The sequence below is a fragment of the uncultured Albimonas sp. genome (genome assembly GCF_963977235.1).
Taxonomy (GTDB): Bacteria; Pseudomonadota; Alphaproteobacteria; order Rhodobacterales; family Rhodobacteraceae; genus Albimonas.
On sequence record NZ_CAXBOD010000025.1, the window covers coordinates 35,058 to 60,230 of the forward strand.

The window sequence follows — 25,173 nt, forward strand, 5'->3', positions numbered from 1 at the left end:
GCGCCGCGGGCGAGACCTTCCGACCGGGCGCCGCGGCCGACGCGGCGCCCGGTTGCCCGGCCCCGCCCGCGGCGCAGGGCGGGCGCAGGCGCCCGGGACCCGCGCCTCTGCGCGAAAGAGGTCGCGCCTCAACGCTTCGCCGCGGGGACCGCGCCGCTCTCGAGCAGGGCCGCGACCTCGGCCTCGGAGTATCCGGCCTCGGCCAGGATCTCGGCCGTGTGCTCGCCGAAGGCCGGGGGCGCGCGGCGGAAGTCGGCCGGGGTGCGGTCCAGCTTCGCCGGGGCGCCGAGGCCCTTGTAGTCCCCGATCTCCACCCGCATGCCGCGGTGGCGGGCGTGAGGCTGCTCGAGCGCCTCGGCCACGTCGAGCACCGGGCCCGCGGGCACGCCGCCCTCGATCAGCCGCTGCGCAAGCGGCCCGCCGTCCTGTCCGGCCATCGCCGCCTCGAGGGCCACGCGCAGGTCCTCGCGGTTGGTCACCCGGTCGCCGTTGGAGGCGAAGCGCGGGTCCTGCGCGATCTCCGGCGCGCCGATCAGGGCGCAGAGGCGCTGGAACTGCCGGTCGTTGCCCACCGCCAGGTAAATCGGCCGCGTGGCCGTGGCATAGGCCGAGTAGGGGCTGATGTTGGGATGATCGTTGCCCGACAGGCCGGGCGTCCTGCCGTTCAGCACGTAATTGGCCGCGTGGGGGTGCAGCAGCGACAGCGCCGCGTCGAACAGCGAGCTCTCCACGAACTGCCCCTTGCCCGTGGCCTCGCGGTTGCGCAGCGCCAGCATCACCGCCAGCACCGCGTTCAGCCCCGCGACCATGTCCACCACCGGCAGGCCGACGCGGGTCGGGCCGCTCTCGGGCGTGCCGTTGACCGACATGATCCCGCCCATCGCCTGCAGGATCGCGTCATAGCCCGGCAGACCGCCCAGCGGCCCATCGGCGCCAAAGCCCGAGACGCGGCAGTGGATCAACTTGGGGAACCGCGGGGCCAGAACCTCGTCGTAGCCCAGGCCCCATTTCTCCAGCGTGCCGGTCTTGAAGTTCTCGACCAGCACGTCGGCCTCGGCCAGCAGGCGGAACAGCACCTCGCGCCCCTCCGGCTTCGTCAGGTCCAGCGCCATCGCCCGCTTGTTGCGGTTCAGCCCGAGGAAATACGAGGCCGTCCCGTCCAGGAACGGCGGACCCCAGGCGCGGGTCTCGTCGCCCGCCGGCGGCTCGACCTTGATCACGTCGGCGCCGTGGTCGCCCAGGATCTGGCCGCAGAACGGCCCGCCCAGCACGCGCGAGAGGTCGACGACCTTCAGCCCCGCCAGCGCGCCGGTGGGGGCGAGGCCCGGATGGGTTTCGGGGGCGTCCTTCATGACGGTCACTCCGCGGCCAGGGCGTCGGCGCCCGGCGCGTCGGCCAGGGCGCGGGCGAGAATGTCGGGGGCCTCGGCCTCCGCGTCGGAGGTTCCGCGCAGGGGATCGCGCAGGCCCAGCTTGTGGGCCACGACGGCGTCGGACAGGCGGGCCCGGTCGCCGGCATAGCTGTTGGAGCGCTCGCGCAGGCGGGCGTCCTCCCAGCACATGACCACGGCCGAGGCGCCGTTGTACACGGCCGAGGCCGCCTGGCGGGCGTCGGCCTCGCGGTCGCGGTCATGGGCCACGCCGTCGAGGAACTCGGCCGCGCGGAAATAGGCCTCGCGCGCCCGCCCCGCCGCCGCGGCGTCGCCGTCGGACTGGGCCGAAAGCTCCTCCATGTAGGCCGAGAGGTGGGTCAGCGCGTCCTCCCGCTTCACCGCGCGCGAGACGTCGAGCGCCACGATGTTCGAGGTCCCCTCCCAGATCGAGCCCAGGTGGGCGTCGCGCAGCACGCGGGCGTCGGACCATTCCTCAATGTAGCCGCAGCCGCCGCGCACCTCCATCGCGTCGCCGGCCACCTTGCGCGCGTCGCGGCAGGTGCGGAACTTCAGGAGCGGCGTCATGATCCGCAGCACCTTGGCCATGCGCGCGTCGCCCTTGTCGGCGGCCTCCAGCGCGCGGGCGGTCTGGAACACCATCGAGCGGCCCTGCTCGGCCGTCACCAGCATCTTCATCAGCTGGCGGCGCATCAGCGGCAGGTCGATCAGCCGCTTGCCGAAGGCGGTGCGGTTGCGGGCGATGAACAGCGCCTCGTTGACCGAGCGACGCATCATCCCCGCCGAACGGACGCCGTTGGCCAGCCGCGAGTTGTTGATCATGTCGGTCATCTGCTTGAAGCCCTGGCCGGGGTCGCCGACCATCCAGGCGGTCGCCCCCTCGAGCGCGATCTCGCCCGAAGCCATGGACTTCGTGCCCATCTTCTCCTTCAGCCGCAGGATCCGGTAGGCGTTGCGCGTCCCGTCGGGCAGATGCCGCGGCAGCAGGAACAGCGACAGGGCCTTGGTGCCCTCGCCCCCGCCCTCGGGGCGCGCCAGCACCATCGCCAGCGCCGCGTCGGGGTTCGAGCAGAACCACTTGTCGCCGTAGAGCTTCCACTCGCCCCCCTCCTGGCGGGCGACGGTGTCGATCGCGCCCACGTCCGAGCCCGCGACCTGCTCGGTCATGAACATCGCGCCCTGGAACAGCTGGTCCATGTCCTGGGAGGTGAGCTGGTCGAAGTAGCGGTCGATCAGCGCGCGGTCGCCGAACTTCACAAGCGTGCGGGTCAGGCTGTCGGTCATCGACAGCGGGCAGCACAGGCCGAACTCCGCCTGCACGAACAGGTAGACGAGCGCGTATTTCACCAGCGGCGGCAGCTTGTCGGGCGCGCCGAAGACGCCGGCGCGGTGGGACATGGCCGCAAGCCCGAACTCCGCGAACGCCACCCGCTCCAGCTCCCGGTAGGCGGGGTGCTTCTCGATCCGCTCGAGGTCGGCGCCGTTGCGCGCGCGGATGTGCAGGGCGGGCGGGTTCTTGTCCGCGGTCAGCGCCAGCTCCTCCAGCGCGCCGCCGGCGAGCGCGCCCATCCGGTCCACCTGGGGCATGACGCGGGCGAAGATCTCCGGGTCGAGGTAGGTCTCGAGCAGCGCCGACATCGCGGGGTCGGCCTGCAGCAGGTTCAGCCCGGCGCTGTCGGGGATGTTGCGGTGGATGCTCGCCATGGCGTGTCTCTCCCGTGGGGTCTCTCTCGCCCGAAAGCCGGACGGGGCCGGGGGCGAGACTGCGCCATCCGCGATTGCCGATCCAATACCGAGTTTCTATCGTTCGATAGGCTTTCAGCTATGGAGCGCGCCATGGCCATCACCTTCCGCCAGCTTCAGCACTTCCTTGCGCTCTCCGAGGAGCTGCACTTCGGGCGCGCGGCGGCGAAGCTGAACATCTCGCAGCCGCCGCTCTCGGCCAGCCTCCGCCAGCTGGAGGAGCAGCTGGGCTGCGCGCTGATGGAGCGCAGCTCCCGTCAGGTGCGGCTGACCGAGGCGGGGGCGGTGTTCGCCGCCCAGGCGGCGCGGATCCTCGGGCAGCTCGACCACGCCCAGGCGCTGGCGACGCGGGCGGCGCGGGGGACCGGGGGGCGGCTGACAGTCAGCTTCGTGCCCTCGATGCTGTTCCGCCGCCTGCCCGAGACCCTGCGCGGCTTCGAGGAGGGTTTCCCGGACGTCGAGCTCGCCCTGCACGAGGTCAACACCGCCGGCCAGGTCGAGGGGCTGATGCAGGCGCGCTTCGATGTGGGGTTCGTGCACGAGTGCTCCCTGCCCGAGGCGCTCGCCAGCCGCCTGATCGAGACCGAGCGCCTGGTCTGCGCCCTGCCCCGCGGCCACCGGCTGGCGGGGCGCAGCCGGATCTCGCTGGATCAGCTGGCGGGGGAGCGGGCGCTGCTGTTCTCGCGCGAATACGCCGCCGCGGCGCATGACCGGATCGCGGGGCTGCTGGCCGAGGCGGGGGTGGCCGCGCATGCGCCCTGGCAGATCCGCACCTGGTTCACCATCGTGGCCCTGGTGGCGCAGGGGATGGGGGTGGCGCTGGTGCCCTCGGCGCTGGCGCGCACCGGCTACGGCGACGTGGCCTATGTCGAGGTCGACGGCGCGCGGGCCGAACAGGGGATCCTGATGTGCTGGCGGCGCGAGGCGCCGAGCCCCGCGGCGCGGGAGTTTGTGGCCCACGTCCGGGCCAACGGCCTCGGCCGGCCGCTGGAGGGGGGCTGAGGCCGTCGCGCGCGACCTTCGCCGCCTCGCAGGCGACGCGCCCCGGGCCTGACCCGGGGCCTCCGTCACGGGCGCGGCGCAGGAGGCCCCGGGTCAAGCCCGAGGCGCCCTCCACGCCCCGAGACGGGTCCCACCGGCGCCGCGCCCGCCGCGCGCCGCGAGCGCGACGGCGAAACCAGGCGCCGCGTCTGCCGCGGCGCCTGGATCCGAGGCTCCGCTCGCGGCGCGCGGCCGGCGTCTACAGGGCTTCGACCGCGTTGCGCGCGCGGCCCATGGCCTTGCCCACGATCCGGCGGTGCTGGGCGTCGGTCCCCAGCAGCGTGCCGGCCGCAAGGATGCGCTTGACGTGATGGCCGACCTCCAGCTCGTCGGTGGTGCCCATGCCGCCGTGGACCTGCACGGCCGAGGCGCCCAGCTCCCGCCCCAGCCGGCCGACCTGGGCCTTGAGGATCGACAGGTGTCGCGGCTGCGCCTCGCCCGCGTCCAGCATCGCCGCGGTGACCAGCAGGGTCGCCCGGCAGCGCTGGTGGGCCATGTACATGTCCGCGATCCGGTGGCGCAGGGCCTGGAAGCTGCCGATCGCCACGCCGAACTGCTTGCGCCCGGCGGCGTATTCCGCGGTGGCGGCCAGCAGCGCCTCCATCGCGCCCACCGCCTCGGCGCAGAGCGCCAGCATCCCGCGGTCGAGCGCGAAGCGCAGCAGCGCCGGGCCCGCCTCGCCGTCGGCCAGCAGGGCGTCGGGCCCCAGCTCGACGTCGAGCGTCAGGTGCGCGCCGGTGCGGCCCTCGACGGTGCGGTAGGCGCGACGGCTCAGGCCGGAGGCGTCGGCGGGAACCAGGAACAGGGCCACGCCCGTCTCGTCCCCCGGCGCGCCGGAGACCCGCGCGCTGACCACCAGCCAGCCGGCGATGTCGGCGCCCAGCGCCAGACGCTTCTCGCCCGACAGGACCCAGCCGTCGCCGGACTTCGTGGCCTCGAGCGCCACGCGCGCCGGGTCAGGCGTGCCGTGGCCCTCCTCATGGGCCAGCGCCAGATGCTCGGTCCCCGCGGCGACCTCCTCCAGCAGGGCGTCGCGGGCGGGGCTGGCCGGGGCGCCGGCCAGCGCCAGGCCGCCCAGGATCACGGTCGAGACATAGGGCTCGATCGCCATGCGCCGGCCCATCACCTCGCAGACCGCGGCGAGATCGGCGGCCGAGCCGCCCATGCCGCCGCGATCCTCGGGGAAGGGCAGGCCCAGCAGGCCCATCTCGGCGAAGGCGGCCCAGACGGCCTTCGAATGCGGCTCGCCCGCCGCCACCAGCTTCTGGCGTTTTGCGAAATCCATCTCCCGCTCCAGGCAGCGCTCGACGGACTGGCGGAAGAACTCCTGATCCTCGGTGAAGGCGTATCCCATGGCTCTCTCCCCCTCAGCCCAGCACGCGGCGCGCGATCAGGTCGCGCTGGATCTCGTTCGAGCCCGCGTAGATCGTCGTCGCCCTTGCGTTGAGCCAGTAGGGCATGGCCAGCATGTCGAACTCCGAGCTCAGCGGATCGACGTCCGAGCCGACCTCCAGCGCCTCGAGCTGGCGGGGCAGACCCTCGACGCCGGCCACCTCGATCATCAGGGCGGCGATGGACTGGCCGAGATCCGCGCTCAGCGTCTTCATCATCGAGGGATAGGCCGGGTCCATCTCGCCGCCGCCCCGCGGAGAGCAGACGCGGAACAGGTGGTCGAGGCTCTCGACCTCTGCCGCCAGTTCGCCCAGCCGCTCCTGGAAAGCCGGGTCGTCGGACATCTTGTTCCCAAAACCGTCGTCGCGGGCGGCGGCGGCCCTCTGCACCTGGATCAGCTTGCGCCGCAGACCGGGCGCCGGGGCGCCGCCGCCGCGCTCGTATTTCAGCAGGTGCTTGGCGACGGTCCAGCCGTCATGCTCGGCGCCCACGATGTTGGCGCGCGGCACGCGGGCGTCGGTGAAGAACACCTCGCACTGCTCGGGGAACCCGTCGAGCGCGATGATCGGGCGAACCTCGATGCCGGGCGTCTTCATGTCGTCGATCAGCAGGAAGGTGATGCCCTGCTGGGGCTTGCCTTCGAACCGGGTGCGCACCAGCAGGAACATGCGGTTGGCGTGGTGGGCGTAGGTGGTCCAGGTCTTGGAGCCGTTGAGCACATACTCGTCCCCGTCCGCCACCGCCGCGCATTTCAACGAGGCGAGGTCAGAGCCAGCCCCCGGCTCCGAATACCCCTGGCACCAGAAATCCGTGCCGGAATAGATGCCCGGCAGGTATTTCGCCTTCTGCTCGGGCGTCCCCAGGTCCAGCAGCAGCGGACCGATCATCTTGAGGTTGTGGGGCAGCAGGGCCGGCGCGCCCGCGGCCTGAAGCTCCTCCTCGAAGATGTCGTGCTGGGCGTCGGTCCACTCGCAGCCGCCTTGATCGGCGGGCCAGCGCGGCGCGGCCCAGCCCTTGGCGGCCAGCGCCTGCTGCCAGGCCATGCAGGGGGCGAAGGGGGTGAAGACGCTGGTCGACTTGACCGCGGCCTCGCGCATCTCGTCGGTCAGCTCGGCGTCCAGGAACGCGCGGACCTCGGCGCGGAAGGCTTCCGGATCGGGGGTCATGGGGGCTCCTCCGGGGCTATTTCTTCAGGAAACGGGAGATGCGCTCGGCGGCGTCGGGGCCGCGGCCCTCGCTCTCCTGCCATTCCCAGGCGAGACCGGCGTCCAGCGGGCGGGCGTCGGTGGCCTCCAGCAGGCGTTTGGCGGCGGCGTGGGAGAACGGGGAGTTGTCGGCGATCTTCCGGCCCAGCTTCTCGATCTCGGCGTCGAAGGACGCCAGCGGGACCACGTATTCGGCCAGCCCGATGCGCAGCGCCTCGTCGGCCTGGACGGTGTCGGCGGTGAAGGTCATCCGCTTGGCCGTCGCGACGCCCACCCGGCGCGGCAGCCGCTGGCTCATCCCCCAGACCGGCGACAGCGCCCAGCGCCCGTGGGTGTCGGCGAATTTCGCGTCGTCCGCGGCCAGGATGAAGTCGCAGGCCAGCGCCACCTCCAGCGCGCCGGTGTAGCAGTGCGAGTGCACCGCCGCGATCACCGGCTTGGGCATCTTCTCCATCATCCTCAGGGTCTCGGAGTGCCAGCCCCGCGAGGGCGGCTTCTTGCCCGCGCCGATGTCGGCGAGATCGTTGCCCGCCGAGAAGCACTTGCCCGCCCCGCGCAGGACCACGCAGCGCACCGCGTCGTCCTCGGCCAGCGCCTCGACATGGTCGCGCAGCTCCTGGAACAGGGCGACCGTCAGGGCGTTGAGCTTGTCGGGACGGTTCAGCGTCAGGATGGTCAGCCCGTCGCGATCCTCGCGCAGCACCAGTTCGCCCATGGTCATCCTCCCGGCCTCTCGCGGCCTGATCTCGGTCCGGGGCGAGCGCCCCTCCGGCCCGTTAACCGGGCGATTGAAATGTTGTCCTACGCCATCCCCGCGCGCGGGTCGATCCGCTTCGCACCCGCCGCGAGGCGGCGGGCCGGCCCCCGGCCGCCCCGGGCCTCCGCCGCCCCCGACCCGCGTTAACCGCCCGATTGAAAAGCGCCGGGCGCGCGCGGCGTCCCCTGGGGCCCCGGCGCCCCGCGCCCGCGGCGCGACGACCTGCCGCGCGGGCGGGGCGGGCTTTCGGGCCTGCGCGGTTGCCGATGTTAACGAATCCGGGTGCACTTCCTGCGCGCGACGCGGGGCGCGGGGCATGAGAAGGGGGCGGCATGGATCGCATCGACATGCTGGTCATCGGCAGCGGGCCGGCAGGACGACGCGCGGCGGTGCAGTCGGCCAAGCTGGGCCGAACGGTCCTGGTGGTCGACCGCGGCCGGCGGCTGGGCGGCGTCTCGGTCCACACCGGCACCATTCCCTCCAAGACCCTCCGCGAGACGGTGCTCAACCTCTCGGGCTGGCGGGAGCGGGGCTTCTACGGCGCCGGCTACCGCGTGAAGAAGGACATCGAGGCCGGCGACCTGATGCAGCGCCTGCACAAGACGCTCGACCACGAGGTCGAGGTCCTCCAGCACCAGTTCATGCGCAACCAGGTCCGCTCGGCCTATGCCGAGGCGCGGTTCCTGGACGCCAACCATGTCGAGCTGGTTTCGGGCGACGACGAGATCCACCGCGTGGCCTTCGACAAGGCCCTGATCGCGACCGGCACCCGCCCCTTCCGCCCCACGCATGTGCCCTTCGACGGCGAGACGGTCTTCGACAGCGACGACATCCTCGAGATCCAGACCCTGCCCCGCAGCCTGACCGTGATCGGCGGCGGCGTGATCGGGGTGGAATACGCCACCATCTTCTCGGCCCTCGACGTGCCCGTCACCCTGATCGAGGCCCGCGAGAGCATCCTCGAATTCGTCGACCGCGAGCTGGTCGAGGATTTCGTGCACCAGATGCGCGACCGCGGCATGCAGATCCGCCTGGGCGCCACGGTCAGGGAGATCGCCAGGGGCCCCCGCGGGATCGAGACGACCCTGTCCGACGGCCGCACGGTGCGCAGCCAGATGCTGCTGTTCGCCGCCGGCCGCTCGGGCAACGTCGACGCGCTGAACCTCGCGGCGCTGGGGCTGACCCCCGACGCGCGCGGGCGGCTGAAGGTGAACCCGAGGACCTTCCAGACCGAGACCCCCAACATCTACGCCGCGGGCGACGTGATCGGCTTCCCCTCGCTCGCCTCCACCTCGATGGAGCAGGGGCGGGTCGCGGCCTGCCACGCGTTCGACGCCGCGCCCCCGCCGGCGCCCGAGACCTTCCCCTATGGCATCTACGCGGTCCCCGAGATCTCGACCGTCGGCAAGACCGAGGAGGAGGTTCGCGCGGAAGGCGTCCCCTACGAATGCGGCGTCTGCCGCTTTCGCGAGACCTCGCGCGGGCACATCATGGGGGTGGCCACCGGCTTCCTGAAGCTGATCTTCGCGCTCGACACCCGCCGCCTGCTGGGCGCCCACATCGTGGGCGAGGGCGCGACCGAGCTGATCCACATCGGCCAGGCGGTGATCAACCTGCAGGGCACCGTGGACTTCTTCGTCGAGAACACCTTCAACTACCCGACGCTGGCCGAGGCCTACAAGGTCGCCGGCCTCGACGCCTGGAACCGCATGGGCCAGGCCTGAGGCCGGGCCCGGCGACCGGCGGCGCGCCGTCACGCATGGGGCGGCGGGTCACCCGCCGGGCAAGCAAGCGCGCCGATCACGTGCCAGCGCGCAGGACCGCGCGGCCCGACGCCTTGCCGCAGATTTCCCCCACGCCGGCGCGTCGATAAAACGGGAACCCGCCGCCCTCTCCGCGCTATGCTCCCCCACCGACCCTTGCGCCCGAGCCCGCCATGACCCGTCCCGACGCGCCCTTCCTGAAGATCCTCGAGCAGCGGCTGCTGTGGCTGTCGCACTGGATGATCCACCACGCCAACCACGTCCGGCCCAAGGTCGACGGGATCAAGGTGGGCGGGCACCAGGCGAGCTCGGCCTCGATGGTCTCGATCATGACGGCGCTGTATTTCTCGGCGCTCCGGCCCGAGGACCGGGTGGCGGTGAAACCCCACGCGAGCCCCGTGTTCCACGCCATCCAGCACCTGATGGGGAACCTGCCGCGCGAGAAGATGGAGGCGTTCCGCGGCCTGGGCGGCGTGCAGTCCTATCCCTCGCGCACCAAGGACGTGGACGACGTGGATTTCTCGACCGGCTCGGTGGGGCTCGGCGTCGCGATCACCGCCTTCGCCTCGCTGGTGCAGGACTATGTGCAGGCCAAGAGCTGGGGCGAGGGCGCGCCCATGGGCCGGATGATCGCGCTGGTCGGCGACGCCGAGCTCGACGAGGGCAACGTCTACGAGACCCTGCAGGAGGGCTGGAAGAACGATCTTCGGAATTGCTGGTGGATCATCGACTACAATCGCCAGAGCCTCGACGGGATCGTGCGCGAGGGGCTGTTCGAGCGGATCGAGAAGATCTTCGGGGCGTTCGGCTGGGACGTGGTGCGGGTGAAATACGGCGCCCTGCAGCGCGCCGCCTTTGAGGAGCCTGGCGGGTCCGCCCTGCGCGAGTGGATCGACGCGTGCACCAACCAGGAATACTCGGCGCTGACCTTCATGGGCGGCGCGGTGTGGCGCAAGCGGCTGCTGGACGACCTCGGCGACCAGGGCGACGTGACCGCCCTGATCGAGCGGCGCAGCGACCGCGAGCTCGCCGCCCTGATGGAGAACCTGGGCGGCAACTGCGTGGAGACGATGGCCGACGCCTTCGCCGCCATCGACCACGACCGCCCCACCTGCTTCCTCGCCTACACCGTGAAGGGATGGGGCACCCCCATCGCCGGCCACAAGGACAACCACGGCGGGCTGATGACCGCAAAGCAGTTCGCCCGGTGGCAGGAGCATATGGGCGTCCCCGAGGGCGAGGAGTGGGAGCGCTTCGCCACCGTGCGCGACGTCGGCGCCCTGCAAGGCTTTCTCGACCGCGTCCCGTTCTTCGCCCGCGGCCCGCGGCGGCTGTCGGACGCGCGCATCGCCGCCCCCGCGATCGAGGCGGCGAGCGAGCGCGAGATCTCCACCCAGATGGCCTTCGGCAAGATCCTCGACGGGATCGCCAAGGGGGGCGGGGACCTGGCCGACCGGATCCTGACCACCTCGCCCGACGTGACCGGGACCACCAGCCTCGGCCCCTGGGTGAACCGCCGCAAGCTCTTCGCCCGCAAGGCCCAGACCGACGCCTTCATCGAGCATCGCATCCCCTCCACCGCCAAGTGGGAGTTCACGCCCGAGGGCCAGCACATCGAGCTCGGCATCGCCGAGATGAACCTGTTCCTGCTGCTGGGGGCCGCCGGGCTCTCGCATTCGCTGTTCGGGCGGCGGCTGATCCCCATCGGCACGCTCTACGATCCGTTCGTGAACCGCGGGCTCGATGCGCTGACCTACGCCTGCTACCAGGACGCGCGGTTCATCGTGGTGGGCACGCCCTCGGGGGTGACGCTGGCGCCCGAGGGGGGCGCCCACCAGTCCGTCGGCACGCCACTGGTGGGGATGAGCCAGGACGGCCTCGCCGCCTTCGAGCCCGCCTTCGCCGACGAGCTGGGGGTGATCCTGGAATGGGCCTTCGACTACCTGCAGCGCGACGGCGATCATGAGCCCGACGCCCGCACCTGGCTGCGCGACGCCACCGGCGGCTCGGTCTACCTGCGCCTGACCACCAACCCGATAGAGCAGCCCAAGCGCGAGATGACCCGGGCGTTGCGCGAGGCCATCGTCGACGGCGCCTACTGGCTGCGCGAGCCCGGCCCCAACGCCGAGGCGGTGATCGCCTTCCAGGGCGCCGTCGCCCCCGAGGCCATCGCGGCGGCCGGCATGCTCGCCGAGGGCCGTCGCGACATCGGGGTGCTGGCCGTGACCTCCGCCGACCGTCTCCACGCGGGGTGGAGCGCCGCCCAGCGCGCCCGCGCCGCCGGCCGGCCCGAGGCGCGGGCGCATGTGGAAAGCCTGCTCGCCCCCCTGCCCCCGCATTGCGCGCTGATCACGGCGATCGACGGTCATCCGGCGACCCTGTCGTGGCTGGGCTCGGTCCACGGCCACCGCACGATCCCGCTCGGGGTCGAGCATTTCGGCCAGACCGGGACCATCGGCGACCTCTACCGCCACTACGGCATCGACGCCGTCTCGATCGCGCAGCGGGCAGAGGCGCTGACCGTCGGCCGGCCGATGCTGGCGCGCGCGCGGCGCTGAGCCGGGCGGGCCTGCGGGCCTGCGCCGACCCTGGCCGGACACGGGCGCCTAGAGGAGGAAGTCGGCGGCCTTCAGCGCCCCGCCGCCGACCTGCACCGCGAAGACGAGGTCGGCGCGCCCGTCGCCGTCGACGTCGGCCTGCACGATCGCCGCCTCGTCGCGCAGGGTCCGCAGCCGGAGCTGGCCCGCACGCTCGGAGAAGTCGGCCTCGCCGATGAACTTGAAGGCGTCGTCGCGGCCGGTGTTGGTCCGCGCGTCGATGGCCGAGAGATCGATCCGGTCCCCCTGCCGCCGCGAGAAGTCCACGATCACGTCCAGGTCGTCGGCCGCGCCGCTGTCCTCGACCGCGAGGAAGACGAAGCGGTCCCCGCCCTTGCCCCCGCGCAGGATGTCCGAGCCCTCGCCGCCGACCAGGAGATCGCGCGCCGCCCCGCCTTCGAGCTCGTCGTCGCCGGATCCGCCGTCGAGCCGGTCCCTGGCGCCGCCGCCCTCCAGCTCGTCGCCGCCGGCGCCGCCCGCCAGGCGGTCCTCGCCCCCGCCGCCCTCCAGCCGGTCGGCGCCGGCGCCGCCGAACAGCGCGTCGCGCCCGCCATCGCCCAGCAGGCGGTCGCGACCCTCGCCGCCGTCGAGATGGTCGGCGCCCTCGCCGCCCTCGAGCCGGTCGTCGCCGTCGTCGCCGAACAGGAAGTCGTCGCCGCCGTGGCCGAAGATGCGGTCGTCGCCCGCCTCGCCGCGGATCACGTCGTCCTTGTCGTAGCCGGTCAGGAAATCGTCCAGCGACGTCCCTGTCACGTCGATCGCCGGGCGCAGGTCGACCGTCGCGGCGGTGGAGACGTCGCGCGTGCCATCGGCGGTGTTCTGCGTGCCGATCGAGGCGAGCAGGAGCCGCATCCCCTCACCCGGCGGCCGGGCCAGCGCCACGACCTGCAGGTCGGAGCCCACGCCCGACACCGCGCCCGGGAAGATGGCAGAAGCGATCACGTCGCCGTCGAAGTCCACGACCTGCACCTGCGCCTCGCCGCTCAGGGAGGAGGCCGCCACCACGGCATAGCCAACGCCCGCGATCTCGACCGCGCCGGCCGCGGACAGCCGGTCGGCGCCGGGCAACAGGTCGAGCGCCGCTTCCGCCGCCGCCCCCGCGCCGGGCCTGGCCACCGTCAGCAGCAGCCCGCCCGAGACGACCAGCGCGGCGGCGGTGTTGCCCGACGCGGCGAAGGTCGGCACGAAGGGGGCCGAGACGTTGAGGAAGTCGAAGCTCACGTCCGAACCGGTCCCCGCGAGGCTCTCGAGCGAGAAGCCCGAGACGAAGTTCCCCGGATCGAACACCGAAGGCGTGACCAGCAGCGTGCCGTCGTCGAGCGCCAGCGCCCGCGCCTCGGTCGACACCGACTGGTTGAGCGCGAGCATCCGCCCGGACCTGGGGTTGAAGCCGAACAGCTCCCCCGTCCCGCTCATCACGACCGTGGGTTGCGCGTCCTCGTCCGGCGCGGCGGCCGCGAGGAAGACCGAGGGCGCGATCCGTCCGTCGATCTTCTGGGAGTTGCTGGCGACCTGGCGCCCCTCGTCGTTGAACAGTCGAGACGTGAAGCGCGAGACCGGGGTCTCCTCCCCGGTCAGCCGCCGGCTGAGATACAGGATCCCCCCGTCGTCGGTCGCGGCGATCCCCGCCGACAGGTTGATGTCGCTGGGTTTCTCGACCTCGATCACCTTCGGCCGCCCGTCGGCCTTCAGCTCGCCCGCGGCGTCGGGGCGGAAGAAGGCGAGGCACAGACGCTCGATCTCGGAATCGTCCGGCCCCACCAGCGAGCGGTTGAGGAACAGCGCCGCCAGCCCCCCGTCCGAGGTGGCGACGAGGTCGAGGATCTGGGCGTTCGCGCGCAACCCTCCGAGGAGCAGGCTGAAACTGGTCATGGGTCCGATCCGATCAGATGACGCAACGGCATTTGATCGGGGCGGCGCGCGCCGTCCAACGCCCGCGCAGACCGGCGCGAAGGAAATCCCGCGCCGCGGCGCCGGCGCCACAGAGACGCGCGAATTCAATGGCATAAATGAAAGCGCCCGCCCGCGGTCGGCGGACGGGCGCAGGGCGCGGAGATCGCGCGAAGGCTCAGCCGATCAGCGTCTCGAGCCGGATCGGGAACTTCCGCGCCCGCTTGCCGGTGGCGTGCCAGAGAGCATTCGCGATCGCCCCCGCGGCGCCCGAGATCGCCAGCTCCCCGACCCCCTTCACGCCCAGCGCGTTCACGTGGGGGTCGTCCTCGTGCACCGTCAGCACCGTCATCGCGGGGATGTCGGCATGCACCGGCACGTGGTAGCCGGCGAGATCGGCGTTCGCGATCCGGCCCGAGACGGGATCGTGCACCGCCTCTTCATGCAGGGCGAAGCTCAGCCCCCAGATCATGCCGCCCTCGAGCTGGCTCTTGGCCAGCTTGGGGTTGATGATCCGCCCCGCCGCGAAGGCGCCGACCATGCGGGTGACTTTCGCCTGGCCCAGCTCCGGATCCACCGCCGTCTCGGCGAAGATCGCTCCGTGCGAGAAGAACGCGTGCGCCTCGCCCGCCGAGGCGGGACGCGAGGACGAGCCCTCGCCCACCACCATCTCCTGCCCCGCGCGGGCCAGGATCTCGGCATAGCTCTCCGAGCGGCTGTCGTCGTCGCGCCGGTGCAGGCGGCCGTCGCGGGCCTCGACGCCGGAGTTGCCGGCCCCGTGCAGCGGCGATTCCGGGTCGTTCACCGCCATCTCGGTCAGCCGCTCGATGGCGTCGGCGCCCGCCGCATGCAGCGCCGCCCCGGCCGTGGCCGTGTGGCCCGAGCCGCCCGCGATCCCCGCATCCGGCAGGTCCGAGGAGCCGGAGCGGAACTCGACCTGGTCGATGTCCAGCCCCAACCCGTCCGCGGCGATCTGGGCGAGCGCGGTCCACGCCCCCTGCCCCATGTCGACGCCCGAGGTCTCGACCATGGCGCTGCCGTCGGCCCGCAGCGTGGCCTTGGCCTGGGCGGCGAAGAAGGTGGCGGGGAACTGCGCGGTGCCCATCCCCCAGCCCAGCAGCCGCCCCTGCGCATCGGTCATCGAGCGCGGCTCGAGCGGCCGTTTCTCCCACCCGAAGGTCTTCGCGGCCTGCTCGTAGCACTCCCGCAGCGCCTTGGAGGAGAAGGGCAGGCCGGTGGCCGGGTCGCGGTCGGCGTAGTTGCGCAGGCGGAATTCGAGCGGGTCCATGCCCATCTCGTAGGCCGCCTCGTCGATGGCGCATTCCAGCGCCGCCGAGCCCGAGGCCTCGCCCGGCGCGCGCATCGCCATCGGCGTGCCCTTGTCGACCCGGATCCCGCGGTGGCTGACCGTCAGGTTCGGCGTCGCATAGAGGTTCTTCGAGACGTTGGCCGCCGGCTCCAGGAACTCGTCGAAGCTCGAGGTCAGGCTGTCGGAATGGTGGGTCACCGCCGTCAGCCGGCCCGAGTCGTCCATGCCCAGCCGCAGGGTCTGGCGGGTGCCGCCGCGGTGGCCGGTGGGGCCATACATCTGCTCGCGCCGGAACACGTATTTCACCGGCCGGCCCAGCGTCCGCGCCGCCAGGATCGCCAGCACATAGGGCCCCGTGGGGATCGCCTTCGAGCCGAAGCCCCCGCCGAGGAAGGGCGTGCGGATCAGGATGTTCTCGGGCGGGATGGCGAAGAAGCGCGCGAACATCGCCCGCGCCATCACCGGCGCCTGGTTGGGCATGTCGAAGGTCACCCGGTCGCCGTCCCACTCGGCCACCACGGCATGGGGCTCCATGGCGTTGTGGTACTGGTCGGGCGTCTCCCAGGTTCCTTCCACGCGGTGGGGGGCGGTGGCGAGCGCCCCCTCCGCGTCGCCGACCGAGTGGCCCGGAGGCGCGCCGACGCCCACGCTCTCGGGGGCGAAGGGCTCTCCGCCGTCGAACCCCAGACGCGGGGTTTCGGCCTCGATCCTGGGGGCCAGCAGGCGGGCGGCCTCGGTCGCGGCCTCCAGCGTCTCGGCCACCACCAGCGCGACGGGCTGGCCGGCATAGCGGACCCGGTCGCTCTGCAGCACGTCGATCTTGAAGGCGAAGGGGAAGGGCTTGGAGTCGGGATCGTCCGACAGCGCGGGACGGTTCTCGTGCGTCCAGACCTCGACCACGCCCGGATAGCTGCGGGCCGCCTCGACATCGAGCGAGACGATCCGGCCCCGCGCGACCGGCGAGGTCGCGGTCACCGCGTGCAGCAGGCCCGCGGGGTGGTTGTCCGCGGCGAAGGTGGCGCCGCCGGTGACCTTGGCGATCCCGTCGCGGCGGGACATCGGCTGGCCGGAGTTCGAGCCCAGCCGCGTGGGCGTCGCGCCGGCAAGGCCGGGGGAAGTCGCATCAGACATGAGCGGGCGCTCCATACTCGGCGTCGAAGGGGGAGGCCGGCAGCGCCGGCATCCGCGCGGGCGTGCCGGCCGCGGCCAGCGCCAGGGCGCGGGCGGCGGTGCGGCGGGCCAGCTCGATCTTGAAGGCGTTGTCGCCCGAGGGCCTGGCGTCGGCCAGCGCCAGGGCGGCGGCCTCGGCGAAGATCGCGGCCGAGGGCGCATTGCCCGTCAGCAGCGCCTCGGCCGCGTCGGTCCGCCAGGGCCGGTGCGCCACCCCGCCCAGCGCCAGGCGGGCGCGGGCGATGGTCCCGCCCTCGATCTCCAGCGCCGCGGCGGCGGAAACGAGGGCGAAAGCGAAGGAGGTGCGCTCGCGCAGCTTCACGTATCGGGCGTGCGCGGCGAAGGCCTCGATGCCTGCGGGCAGCAGCAGGGCGGTCAGCAGCTCTCCCGGACCCAGCGCGGGGAAGGCCTCCTCCGCACCGTCGGGCAGCGAAAAGAAGTCGCGCAGCGCCACCTCCCGCCGTCCCCCGATCCCGGCGATTTCCACCGAGGCGCCCAGCGCCACAAGCGGCACGCAGAAGTCGGAGGGGTGCACCGAGCGGCAGGCCTCGGTCCAGCCGAGCACGGCGTGCTCGCGCGGCTCGCCCGCAATCCCGCCCGACAGCAGCGCCCGGGGATGCTGGAGGATGTTGCCCCCCACCCGCGCCGCGTTGCGCAACTGCGCCGAGGCGCCCGAGAGCAGCGCCTCGGCCACCATCGGCGCGCGCGCCAGCACGTCGGGATGCCGCGCCACGTCGGAATTTCGGGCCATCGCGCCGATGCGCAGGCCCCCGCCCGGCAGCGCCTCGATCACGTCGAGCCCCGGCAGGCGGGTGACGTCGACCAGCGTCGAGGGCGTGGCGACGCCCACCTTCATCAGGTCGAGCAGGTTGGTCCCGCCCGAGAGATAGGCCGCGCCGGGGGTCGCGGCCGCGGCGACCGCGTCCTCGACCGAGGCGGGGCGCAGATATTCGAACCGGTTCATGCCGCGGCCTCCCCGGACTTGGCGTCTTCGGAACGCTCGTCCATCCGGGTCCGGGCGGCGAGCACCGCCTCGACGATGCCGGTGTGGGCGCCGCAGCGGCAGAGGTTGCCGCTCAGCCCCTCGCGGATCCGCTCGGGGTCGGCGCCGGCCTCGCCCTCGGCGATCAGGGACACGGCCGACATGATCTGGCCCGGCGTGCAGAAGCCGCACTGGAAGCCGTCATGGTCGATGAAGGCCTGCTGGACAGGGTGAAGGGCGCCGTCGAGGGCGAGCCCCTCGATCGTGGTGATCTCGGCGCCGTCGAGCGTCACGGCGAGGGTCATGCAGGAATTCACCCGCCGCCCGTCGACGATCACCGTGCAGGCGCCGCACTGGCCGCGGTCGCAGCCCTTCTTGGTTCCGGTCAGATCCAGCCGCTCGCGCAGCAGGTCGAGCAGGGTGACGCGGGGATCGTCCAGCGCGATCTCGCGCGGCGCCCCGTTGAGGGTGAAGCTCATGGCGGTCATGGGGGGCTCCCGTTGGCCTGGAGGCGGTCTGGTTTCGAGTCGACCTTGGGGCGGGGCTGTGTCACGGAGAGGGGGAGGCCCCCTCCGCATCGACCGCGGGCGCGGCCTGAAATCAATATGCGGAGGCACCCTCCGCTTTTCAAGGGCGACGTGAGCGGTTCGCTCCGGAGAGGCATGGGCGACAGCGGACGACATGGCGCGAAGGCGCCCGGGATCGAGCCTGCGGGCGACGCGCCGGCCCAGACCTCGCCCCGCGCTGCGCCGCGCGCGGCCCGGAAGCCCCGCGCCGATTCCCAGCGCAACCGGGAGCGTCTGCTGACCGCCGCCCGCGCCATCTTCGCCGAGGGCGGGCCGGAGGCGAGCCTCGAGGCGGTGGCGAAGCGCGCGGGCGTGGGCATCGGCACGCTCTACCGTCACTTCCCCACCCGCGAGACGCTGTTCCTGGCTGTCTACCGCCGCGAGGCCGAGGCGCTCGCCGCCCTGGCCGACAGCCTCGCCGGCGCCAACGATCCGGTCGAGGCGCTGCGGCGCTGGCTGCATGCGGCGGTGAGCATGGTGGCCACCAAGAAGGGCATGGTCGCGGTGCTGTCGCCGACGCTCGACACGGCCGAGCCGCTGTTCGCCGAGGTCAAGGCGATGCTGCTCGGCGCCATCGCCGCGCTGGTCGGGCGCGCCGCGGCGGCCGGCGCGATCCGCGACGACGTTCCGCCCGAGGACGTGATGCGGGCGCTGTTCGGCTTCTGCTACACGGTCGAGACGCCGGACTGGCAGCCCGCGGTCCTGCGCCTGCTCGACGTCTTCGTCGACGGGCTGCGGCTGCCGCCCGGCGACTAGGGTGCGCGCCGGGACACGCCCCGCTCAGCCCAACCGCACCAGCGCATCGAGCAGGACGACGCCCTCGCGGCCGACAAGGACGGGGTTGATCTCCGCCTCCTCCACCCGCGGATGCAGGGCGATGCGCGAGACGTCGGCGACGAGCCGGGCCAGCGCCTCGAGGTCCCCCTGCGGCCTGCCGCGGAAGCCGCGCAGCAGGGCGAAGCCGCGGACCTCGGCGATCATCTCGCGCGCCGTTTCGAGGGAGACCGGGGCCGGGCGCACGGCGGCGTCGCGATAGATCTCGGTCATCACCCCGCCCTGGCCGACGGTGACCACCGCCCCCGCCAGCGGATCGCGCGAGATCCCCACGATCGCCTCGCCAAGCCCGCGCCGCATCTCCTGGGCCAGCATGCCGCGCAGCGCGAGGCCGGGCGCATGCGCCTCGGCCGCCGCGCGCATCTCGGCGGCCGCCGCGCGCAGGGCCGCGAGGTCGGGCACGCCGACCCGGATCGCCCCCGCCTCGGTCTTGTGGGGCAGTTGCGCCGAGACCAGCTTGGCGACCACCGGCCAGCCGAGCCCGGGGTCGACGATCGGCAGCGCCAGGTCGAACAGCGCCTGCGCCGGCCGCGGGGCGCCCAGCGCCGCAAAGACCTCGCCCGCATCGAGTTCGTCCAGCACGCCGGGCCCGGCCGCGTCGAGCAGCGCCGCCGCCCGCGCCGGCAGGGGCGCCTCGGGGACCGGATCCGGCGCGCAGGCGCCAAGCAGCATGGCCGCCGTTTCGGCGCAGACCTCCACCGAGCGGAAGGTGGGCACGCCGCCGGCCTCGAGCATCGCCAGCCCCTCGGGCGCCTCGGGCAGCGGGAAGGCGATGACGGGGGCGGCGCCGGGCTGGGCCTCGGCGACCGCCTCGACGATGGGCTTGACCGCAAGCTCGGGCTGGAACTGGGCCGAGGAGCCGATGCAGACCACCAGAAGCCCCGTCTCCGGGTCCGCGGCCAGCGTCGAGACCACCGCCTTCATCGTGGCGGGGTTGGTCCCGGCCAGCGTCACGTCGACCAGCTTGCCGTGGCCCATCGGGATCGACTGCGCCTCCAGCGTCGCGCGCGCCGCGGCGCCGGCGCCCGCGATCCCGACCCCGCGGGCCGCCATCTGGTCGATCAGCATCGCCCCCCCGCCCCCGGTGGTCGAGACCACGGTGACCGTCCGCGGACGCTCCGGCGGCGGCGTCGCGCGGACCAGCGCGGGCGGGGCGTCGAGCAGCGTCTCGAACTGCTCGGCCTGCCGGATGCCCAGGCTGCGCAGCAGCGCCGAGCAGGCCTGGGCCGAGCCCGTCAGCGCCCCGGTGTGGGAGACCGAAAGCGCCTGCCCCTCCGTCGAGCGCCCGATCATGTAGGCGACCACCGGCTTGCCCCGGGCGTGGGCCTCGCGCGCGAAGGCGGTCAGCGCCTCGCGGTCGCGGATCGTCTCGAGGAACAGGGCGAAGGCGTCGGTGTGGGGATCCTCGAGCAGCAGCGAGCCCAGCTCCCCCACGCCCGCGCCGGCCTCGTTGCCCACCGAGATCAGGTGCGAGAACCCCCGCCCGCGCGCCTCGCCGCGCGAGAGCACCGTGCCGATCAGGCTGCCGCTCTGCGACAGCACGGCCAGCCCGCCGCGGCGCAGCGCCTCGACCCGGAAGGCGGCGTTGGCGGTGCACGAGAAGCCCGAGCGGGTCGAGACGACGCCCGTCGAGTTCGGCCCGATCAGCAGCATTCCCGCCTCGGCCGCCATCGCGGCCAGCCCGTCCTGGCGGGCGCGGCCCTCGGGGCCCGCCTCGGCAAAACCGTCGGCAAGCAGGCTGACCACCTGAACGCCCTTGGCCGCGCAGTCCGCGACCGCCTCGAGCGCCGCCTCCGCCTCGAGCAGCACATAGGCGTGATCCACCGGCCCGGGGATCTGCGAGACGCGGGCAAAGGCCGGGACACCCGCCACATTCGCGCGGCCGGGGTTCACCGGGTGAACGGCGCCGGCAAAGCCGTGCCGGCGCAGGAACGCCATCGGCCGGGCCTGCAGCTTGGCGGGATTGTCCGAGGCGCCCACGATCGCCACCGCCCGAGGGTCGGTCAGGGCTCGCAGCCGCGCGGCCGCGGCGACGCTCCCGATCCCGCGGCCTGCGTCCGGCCGCGTCACTCGGCGGCCTCCGCCCGCGGCGCCCGCTGCGAGAACCGCCGCCCGAAGACGCCCTCGGCGATGCGGTTCTTGAGGATCTCGGTCGAACCGCCGGCAATCTGCCAGCCGCGCGTTCGCCGCATGCAGTACTGGACCGTGCTCTCCTGCGAGAACCCATGCCCGCCCATCACCTGCAACGCCTCGTTGGCGGCGAAGAACCCCGCCTCGTTGCAGGCGAACTTGGCCATCGCCGTCTCGTGAGCCGAGGGCAGCCCTTCGCCCGCGTTCACCGCCGCCCGCATCAGCAAGAGCTGCGCGGCGTCGAGCTTCGTGGCCATTTCGGCGAACTTCCACTGCAGGCCCTGGAACTCGCACAGCGGCCGGCCGAACTGGCGCCGCGTCAGGGCGTAGTCGCGCGCGACGTTGAACGCATGCCGCCCGCAGGCCACGGCGCGCGAGGCGTTGCCCAGCCGCTCGACGTTGAACCCCGCGATCTGCTTCTTGAACCCGCCCGGCCCCAGCAGCGTGTTCGTCTTCGCCACCCGGCAGCCGGAGAAATACAGCGGCGCCCAGTCCTCGCCGTTCATGAACCCCGAGGGGCGGCCGATCTCGAACCCCGGCGTGCCCTTCTCGATCAGCAGGCTGCCGATCCCCTCCACGCCGGGACCGAAGCGGACATAGACCAGGAACACGTCCGCCTCGGCCGAGTGGGTGCCGAAGATCTTCTGCCCGTCCACGATCCAGTGGTCGCCGTCGTCGCGCGCCGAGGTCCTGAGTTCGGTCACCGCCGAGCCCGCGTCCGGCTCCGTCATCCCCAGCGAGATCGAGGTCCGCCCCGCCAGCAGATCCGGCAGGAACCGCGCCTTCTGCTCGGGGCTGGCGTATTCCCAGAAGGTGCGGATCGGGCCGAAGTTGCCCGCCTGCACCACGTCGCCGGAGCGGGGGCAGACCTCGGCCACCGTCTGGATGGCCAGGATCGCGTCGACCAGCGAGCCGCCCTGCCCCCCGTCGGCGGGATCGAGCGTGATGCCCAGCAACCCGGCCTCGGCGAAACGCTGCGCCACTTCGCGGGGGAAATGCGAGGTGCGGGCGCGCTCGGCCGCGCCCTCGGCCAGCTCGGCGCGGGCCATGCGCTCGACGCTGTCGCGGAACATCCGCTGGTCGTCGGTAAGGGTGAAGTCCATGCGGCCCCGCTGCGGCTGGTGGGTTGATCGGGGGCGGAGCCTAGACCAATCATCGGTTCTGAAAACCCCGTTCCGCTCAGCCCCGGAAAACCGCAGCTTATGGATCGCCCCTATCGCAGCCTGCCGCTGAACCCGCTGCGCGCCTTCGCGATCGCCTCGCGCCACCGCACCTTCACCGACGCGGCCCGGCACATGGGGGTCAGCCAGGTGGCGATCAGCCGCCAGATCGCGATCCTCGAGAACTGGCTGGAGGTGAAGCTGTTCGAGCGGGGCGCCCGCTCGGTGCGCCTGACCGAGGCCGGGCGCGCCTTCGGCCACGAGATCGCGGGCCTGTTCGACCAGCTCGAGACCGCCACCGCCCGGATGCTGGCCGACGAGGGGCGCAACACCGTCAACCTGCGCATCTACCCAACCTTCGCCCACCACTGGCTGCTGCCCCGCCTGCGGGAGTTCGCCGACGCCCATCCCGAGGTCCGCGTGCGTCTCGACACGCGGGTCGAGCCGCTGGACTTCCGCGGCGCCCATCTCGACGCGGCGCTGCAGCTGGGCGACGGCGCCTGGCGCGACGCGCGGGCGCGAAAACTGTTCGACGAGGTGGTCGACGTGGTCTGCGCCCCGGCCTACCTCGCCCGCTTCGGCGGCGCGCTTGCCCTGGCCGATCTGCCCCGCGCCGAGCTTCTGCATTCCCGCTATCGCCGGCGCGAATGGGCGCTGTGGGCGCGCGAGGCAGGGGTCGAGATCGATCCCCATGCGGGGGCGGAGTTCGAGACCTCGCTGCTCACCTACTCCGCCTGCAGGCAGGGGTTCGGGCTGGCGGTCGGGCAGCTCGACCTGCTGACCGAGGAGCTTGCTTCCGGCGCCCTGGTGCGCCCGTTCGATCGGCCCTGGCGCACGGGGGCGGCGTTCTGGGTGGCTTGGCCGACGATGACCTCGGCCGGCGCCTCGACCCGCCGCTTCGTGGACTGGCTGCTGGCGAGCGCGGGCCAGCCGCCCGAGTTCTTCCCCGGCGCCGCGAGATCCTCGCCCGTCGCCTGACTCCGGGCCCGGACGCCCCCATGCAAGACCTCAGGTTATGGCGGCCTGCGCATCGCGTCCTCGCCCCCGCGGGCGCGAGGCGCTACCAAGGACGTCGGCGGCGCCTCGACGCGCCGCAGGGCAAGGCCAGGTCCGGGGAGGACAGATGTTCGCCGATCTCCTGCGAACGGGCGGCGAGGGAACCCCTCTCGCCCACCGCGCCCGCGGCCTCTCGACCCGGGCGATGCTGCGCGCGGGCGATGCCGAAACCCTGGTCGAGCTGCGCGGCGGCGCCGTCGTCTCGGTCGAGGACGGGCCCTTCGTGATGCCCTCGTGGACCTTCGCGATCTCCGCTCCCGCCGAGGACTGGCGGCTGTTCCTGGCCCCGGTCCCGCCGCCCGGCTCCCACGACATGATGGCGCTGGTGCGCCGCGGGGCGATGCGCTTCGAGGGCGACCTTCACCCGCTGATGGCAAACCTGATGTATTTCAAACTGCTGCTCGCCTCCCTCCGCCCGCAGGCCACGCCATGATGCGGATCGAGCCGATCGCCGGCCGCTACGGTCATATCGAGATCGAGGGCCGCCCCCATCGGATCTACTGGGAGGAGGCGGGCGAGGGCATTCCCCTGCTCTGCCTGCACACCGCCGGCGCCGACGGCCGCCAGTGGCGGGCGCTGCTCAATGACCCCGAGATCGCCCGCCACTACCGGGTCATCGCCTACGACATGCCCCGCCACGGCAAGAGCTCCCCGGCCCCCGGCACGGTGGACGAGGATTATCGCCTGACCGCCGACGGCTACGTCGCCCAGGTGCTGGCGATCTGCGATGCGCTCGAGCTGGAGGCGCCGGTGGTCATGGGCTGCTCGATCGGCGGCCGCGTGGTGCTGCACCTGGCCGAGCGCCACCCCGAGCGGTTCCGCGCCCTGATCGGCCTGCAGAGCGGCGCGGCGGTTCCGCCCTACTACGACACCGCCTGGCTGCATCGCCCCGACGTGCATGGCGGCGAGGTCTGCGGCGCCTTCGCCTACGGCCTGACGGCGCCGACCAGCCCGGAGGCCGAGCGCGACGAGACCCGCTGGCACTACATGCAGGGGGGCCCGGGCGTGTTCCGCGGGGACCTCTACTACTACACCGTCGACGGCGATTTCCGCGACCGGGTGGCGGGGATCGACGTCTCGAAATGCCCGATCCACCTGCTGACCGGGGAATACGACTACTCCTGCTCGCCCCAGGACACCCGCGCGCTCGCCGAGGCGCTGGGGATCGAGTGGACCCTGATGCCCGGCCTCGGCCACTTCCCGATGAGCGAGAACCCCCCGGCCTTCCTCGCCCACATCCGCCCCGTGCTCGACCGCATCCGGGGCGCCTGAGGTCGGGGCGCGAGGCGGCCCCCGCGGCGACGGGCGACCGGGGCCCGCCGCCGCGCTTCCGCCCCTCGCGCCGGCGCAATCTGCTGCGAGCCTGCCAGCGGAGGGGGGATCTGACGCCATGCCCTGCGGTTATCTCGACATCGCCATCCCCCCCAGCGTCCGCGCCGCGCAGGCGGAGATGGGCGCCGACCCGCTGTGGGCCGACTTCAAGGACGACCCCGCCCTCCGACCGCTTCACCGAGGCCGAGGCCGCCCTCATCGCCCCGCGCGACAGCTCCCATATCGTCTCGGTTTCCGAGACGGGCTGGACCCGAGTCCTGCACCGCGGCGGGCCGCCGGGCCTCCTGAAGGTGATCGACGCGCAGAAGGCGTTGATCCTCAAGCAGGCGGAGGAAGGCGTGCCGATCAGCGGCGTCTGCCGGAAAGCCGGGATCAGCCAGGCGACGCCTCTCACGCCTGGCGGAGGACGTGCGCGGAGCTGCCCCCGAGCGAGATCGGCCGGCCGAAGGCGCTGGACGCGCGACGCGGGCCAAGCGAAGCGCGCCCCAAGGGACTTGACCAGATCCCGCCCGAACTCGAGGGTGCCGGAGTCGTTCCCATTCATTTCCAGTCGCTTGGCGAGCAACGCTGCGTTCTGGATGAACGTGTCGAATCAGCCTTGTAACTCGGGCGCTTAGGCTGCTACACCCCTCCGCGGAGACGTGGCCGAGTGGTCGAAGGCGCTCCCCTGCTAAGGGAGTAAACCGAAAGGTTTCGTGGGTTCGAATCCCATCGTCTCCGCCATTTCCCACCTTTAATGTGCTGACACTATTGAGAAAATTGCCGCGACTAGATTGATCGTCCCCCACCATGTCCCCCATTGTGCACTGCCCCCAAAGAACTGGACCGCTCGCAGCTGGAATCCCGGGTATTCTTT

18 protein-coding genes and 1 tRNA gene are annotated in these 25,173 nt (G+C 72.7%); 8 read left to right on the forward strand and 11 right to left on the reverse strand.

What is annotated here, in order from left to right; genetic code table 11:
• Positions 1-128: 128 nt before the first annotated feature.
• Positions 129-1,352, reverse strand: a complete 1,224-nt coding sequence (locus AAC134_RS13075; RefSeq protein WP_339949539.1) for a CoA transferase — start codon at positions 1,350-1,352, stop codon at positions 129-131.
• 5 nt (positions 1,353-1,357) lie between these two features.
• Positions 1,358-3,094, reverse strand: a complete 1,737-nt coding sequence (locus AAC134_RS13080) for an acyl-CoA dehydrogenase family protein (protein WP_339949540.1) — start codon at positions 3,092-3,094, stop codon at positions 1,358-1,360.
• A gap of 132 nt (positions 3,095-3,226) precedes the next feature.
• Between AAC134_RS13080 and AAC134_RS13085 the strand changes: the two genes are divergently transcribed.
• Positions 3,227-4,135 carry a LysR family transcriptional regulator gene (locus AAC134_RS13085; protein WP_339949541.1) on the forward strand — a complete coding sequence of 303 codons (909 nt, stop codon included), beginning with the start codon at positions 3,227-3,229 and terminating at the stop codon, positions 4,133-4,135.
• A gap of 238 nt (positions 4,136-4,373) precedes the next feature.
• On the opposite strand, the gene AAC134_RS13090 is transcribed toward AAC134_RS13085, so the two are convergent.
• Genes AAC134_RS13090 through AAC134_RS13100 form a run of 3 tightly spaced genes read right to left on the reverse strand, consistent with a single transcriptional unit; the run spans position 4,374 to position 7,492 of the window.
• Entirely contained in the window at positions 4,374-5,528 is a 1,155-nt protein-coding gene (locus AAC134_RS13090; RefSeq protein ID WP_339949542.1) for an acyl-CoA dehydrogenase family protein, read from the reverse strand.
• Positions 5,529-5,541: 13 nt separating this feature from the next.
• Positions 5,542-6,732, reverse strand: coding sequence for an acyl-CoA dehydrogenase family protein (locus tag AAC134_RS13095; RefSeq protein ID WP_339949543.1), 1,191 nt, complete (start codon positions 6,730-6,732; stop codon positions 5,542-5,544).
• A gap of 16 nt (positions 6,733-6,748) precedes the next feature.
• The gene (locus AAC134_RS13100; RefSeq protein WP_339949544.1) at positions 6,749-7,492 is read right to left on the reverse strand and encodes an enoyl-CoA hydratase/isomerase family protein; all 744 of its coding nucleotides are present in this window, start codon (positions 7,490-7,492) and stop codon (positions 6,749-6,751) included.
• 368 nt (positions 7,493-7,860) lie between these two features.
• Between AAC134_RS13100 and sthA the strand changes: the two genes are divergently transcribed.
• Positions 7,861-9,252, forward strand: a complete 1,392-nt coding sequence (gene sthA / locus AAC134_RS13105; RefSeq protein WP_339949545.1) for a Si-specific NAD(P)(+) transhydrogenase — start codon at positions 7,861-7,863, stop codon at positions 9,250-9,252.
• Between the two features lie 212 nt (positions 9,253-9,464).
• Positions 9,465-11,849 (forward strand): transketolase, encoded by a 2,385-nt coding sequence (locus tag AAC134_RS13110; protein ID WP_339949546.1) that lies wholly within the window; start codon positions 9,465-9,467, stop codon positions 11,847-11,849.
• Positions 11,850-11,897: 48 nt separating this feature from the next.
• Here AAC134_RS13110 and AAC134_RS13115 read toward each other — a convergent pair whose 3' ends face one another.
• From AAC134_RS13115 to AAC134_RS13130, 4 genes are all read right to left on the reverse strand, one after another.
• The gene (locus AAC134_RS13115; protein WP_339949547.1) at positions 11,898-13,760 is read right to left on the reverse strand and encodes a calcium-binding protein; all 1,863 of its coding nucleotides are present in this window, start codon (positions 13,758-13,760) and stop codon (positions 11,898-11,900) included.
• A gap of 196 nt (positions 13,761-13,956) precedes the next feature.
• On the reverse strand, positions 13,957-16,218 hold the full coding sequence (locus AAC134_RS13120) for a xanthine dehydrogenase family protein molybdopterin-binding subunit (protein WP_339949548.1): 2,262 nt from the start codon (positions 16,216-16,218) through the stop codon (positions 13,957-13,959).
• Complete coding sequence (locus AAC134_RS13125; RefSeq protein WP_339949549.1) at positions 16,211-17,221, reverse strand: FAD binding domain-containing protein; 1,011 nt, start codon at positions 17,219-17,221, stop codon at positions 16,211-16,213. Before AAC134_RS13125 ends, AAC134_RS13120 begins: the two co-directional genes overlap by 8 nt.
• A complete protein-coding gene (locus AAC134_RS13130) occupies positions 17,218-17,727 on the reverse strand; it encodes a (2Fe-2S)-binding protein (RefSeq protein WP_339949550.1) in 510 nt (169 codons plus the stop codon). Before AAC134_RS13130 ends, AAC134_RS13125 begins: the two co-directional genes overlap by 4 nt.
• Positions 17,728-17,901: 174 nt before the next feature.
• On the opposite strand from AAC134_RS13130, the gene AAC134_RS13135 reads away from it, so the two are divergent.
• Positions 17,902-18,561 carry a helix-turn-helix domain-containing protein gene (locus AAC134_RS13135; protein ID WP_339949551.1) on the forward strand — a complete coding sequence of 220 codons (660 nt, stop codon included), beginning with the start codon at positions 17,902-17,904 and terminating at the stop codon, positions 18,559-18,561.
• Between the two features lie 24 nt (positions 18,562-18,585).
• Here the strand turns inward: AAC134_RS13135 and AAC134_RS13140 are convergent, their stop codons facing one another.
• Both AAC134_RS13140 and AAC134_RS13145 read right to left on the reverse strand, forming a co-directional pair.
• Positions 18,586-20,709, reverse strand: a complete 2,124-nt coding sequence (locus AAC134_RS13140; RefSeq protein ID WP_339949552.1) for an acetate--CoA ligase family protein — start codon at positions 20,707-20,709, stop codon at positions 18,586-18,588.
• Positions 20,706-21,872: an acyl-CoA dehydrogenase family protein gene (locus AAC134_RS13145; RefSeq protein ID WP_339949553.1), complete on the reverse strand. Its 1,167-nt coding sequence runs from the start codon at positions 21,870-21,872 to the stop codon at positions 20,706-20,708. Before AAC134_RS13145 ends, AAC134_RS13140 begins: the two co-directional genes overlap by 4 nt.
• 99 nt (positions 21,873-21,971) lie before the next feature.
• Between AAC134_RS13145 and AAC134_RS13150 the strand changes: the two genes are divergently transcribed.
• The 4 genes from AAC134_RS13150 (at position 21,972) to AAC134_RS13165 (ending at position 25,040) form a co-directional block, all read left to right on the forward strand.
• A complete protein-coding gene (locus tag AAC134_RS13150) occupies positions 21,972-22,907 on the forward strand; it encodes a LysR substrate-binding domain-containing protein (RefSeq protein ID WP_339949554.1) in 936 nt (311 codons plus the stop codon).
• A gap of 145 nt (positions 22,908-23,052) precedes the next feature.
• The gene (locus AAC134_RS13155; protein ID WP_339949555.1) at positions 23,053-23,418 is read left to right on the forward strand and encodes a hypothetical protein; all 366 of its coding nucleotides are present in this window, start codon (positions 23,053-23,055) and stop codon (positions 23,416-23,418) included.
• Complete coding sequence (locus tag AAC134_RS13160) at positions 23,415-24,257, forward strand: alpha/beta hydrolase (protein ID WP_339949556.1); 843 nt, start codon at positions 23,415-23,417, stop codon at positions 24,255-24,257. The genes AAC134_RS13155 and AAC134_RS13160 overlap by 4 nt, the downstream gene beginning before the upstream one ends.
• A 695-nt stretch (positions 24,258-24,952) precedes the next feature.
• Positions 24,953-25,040: transfer RNA gene (locus AAC134_RS13165), tRNA-Ser, on the forward strand.
• The last annotated feature ends 133 nt before the right edge of the window (positions 25,041-25,173 follow it).

Bases quoted from the DNA above. Each gene is read 5' to 3' on its own strand.
- AAC134_RS13075 (WP_339949539.1), bottom strand. From the start codon at position 1,352: ATGAAGGACGCCCCCGAAACCCATCCGGGCCTCGCCCCCACCGGCGCG.
- AAC134_RS13080 (WP_339949540.1), bottom strand. From the start codon at position 3,094: ATGGCGAGCATCCACCGCAACATCCCCGACAGCGCCGGGCTGAACCTG.
- AAC134_RS13085 (WP_339949541.1), top strand. From the start codon at position 3,227: ATGGCCATCACCTTCCGCCAGCTTCAGCACTTCCTTGCGCTCTCCGAG.
- AAC134_RS13090 (WP_339949542.1), bottom strand. From the start codon at position 5,528: ATGGGATACGCCTTCACCGAGGATCAGGAGTTCTTCCGCCAGTCCGTC.
- AAC134_RS13095 (WP_339949543.1), bottom strand. From the start codon at position 6,732: ATGACCCCCGATCCGGAAGCCTTCCGCGCCGAGGTCCGCGCGTTCCTG.
- AAC134_RS13100 (WP_339949544.1), bottom strand. From the start codon at position 7,492: ATGACCATGGGCGAACTGGTGCTGCGCGAGGATCGCGACGGGCTGACC.
- sthA (WP_339949545.1), top strand. From the start codon at position 7,861: ATGGATCGCATCGACATGCTGGTCATCGGCAGCGGGCCGGCAGGACGA.
- AAC134_RS13110 (WP_339949546.1), top strand. From the start codon at position 9,465: ATGACCCGTCCCGACGCGCCCTTCCTGAAGATCCTCGAGCAGCGGCTG.
- AAC134_RS13115 (WP_339949547.1), bottom strand. From the start codon at position 13,760: ATGACCAGTTTCAGCCTGCTCCTCGGAGGGTTGCGCGCGAACGCCCAG.
- AAC134_RS13120 (WP_339949548.1), bottom strand. From the start codon at position 16,218: ATGTCTGATGCGACTTCCCCCGGCCTTGCCGGCGCGACGCCCACGCGG.
- AAC134_RS13125 (WP_339949549.1), bottom strand. From the start codon at position 17,221: ATGAACCGGTTCGAATATCTGCGCCCCGCCTCGGTCGAGGACGCGGTC.
- AAC134_RS13130 (WP_339949550.1), bottom strand. From the start codon at position 17,727: ATGACCGCCATGAGCTTCACCCTCAACGGGGCGCCGCGCGAGATCGCG.
- AAC134_RS13135 (WP_339949551.1), top strand. From the start codon at position 17,902: ATGGGCGACAGCGGACGACATGGCGCGAAGGCGCCCGGGATCGAGCCT.
- AAC134_RS13145 (WP_339949553.1), bottom strand. From the start codon at position 21,872: ATGGACTTCACCCTTACCGACGACCAGCGGATGTTCCGCGACAGCGTC.
- AAC134_RS13150 (WP_339949554.1), top strand. From the start codon at position 21,972: ATGGATCGCCCCTATCGCAGCCTGCCGCTGAACCCGCTGCGCGCCTTC.
- AAC134_RS13155 (WP_339949555.1), top strand. From the start codon at position 23,053: ATGTTCGCCGATCTCCTGCGAACGGGCGGCGAGGGAACCCCTCTCGCC.
- AAC134_RS13160 (WP_339949556.1), top strand. From the start codon at position 23,415: ATGATGCGGATCGAGCCGATCGCCGGCCGCTACGGTCATATCGAGATC.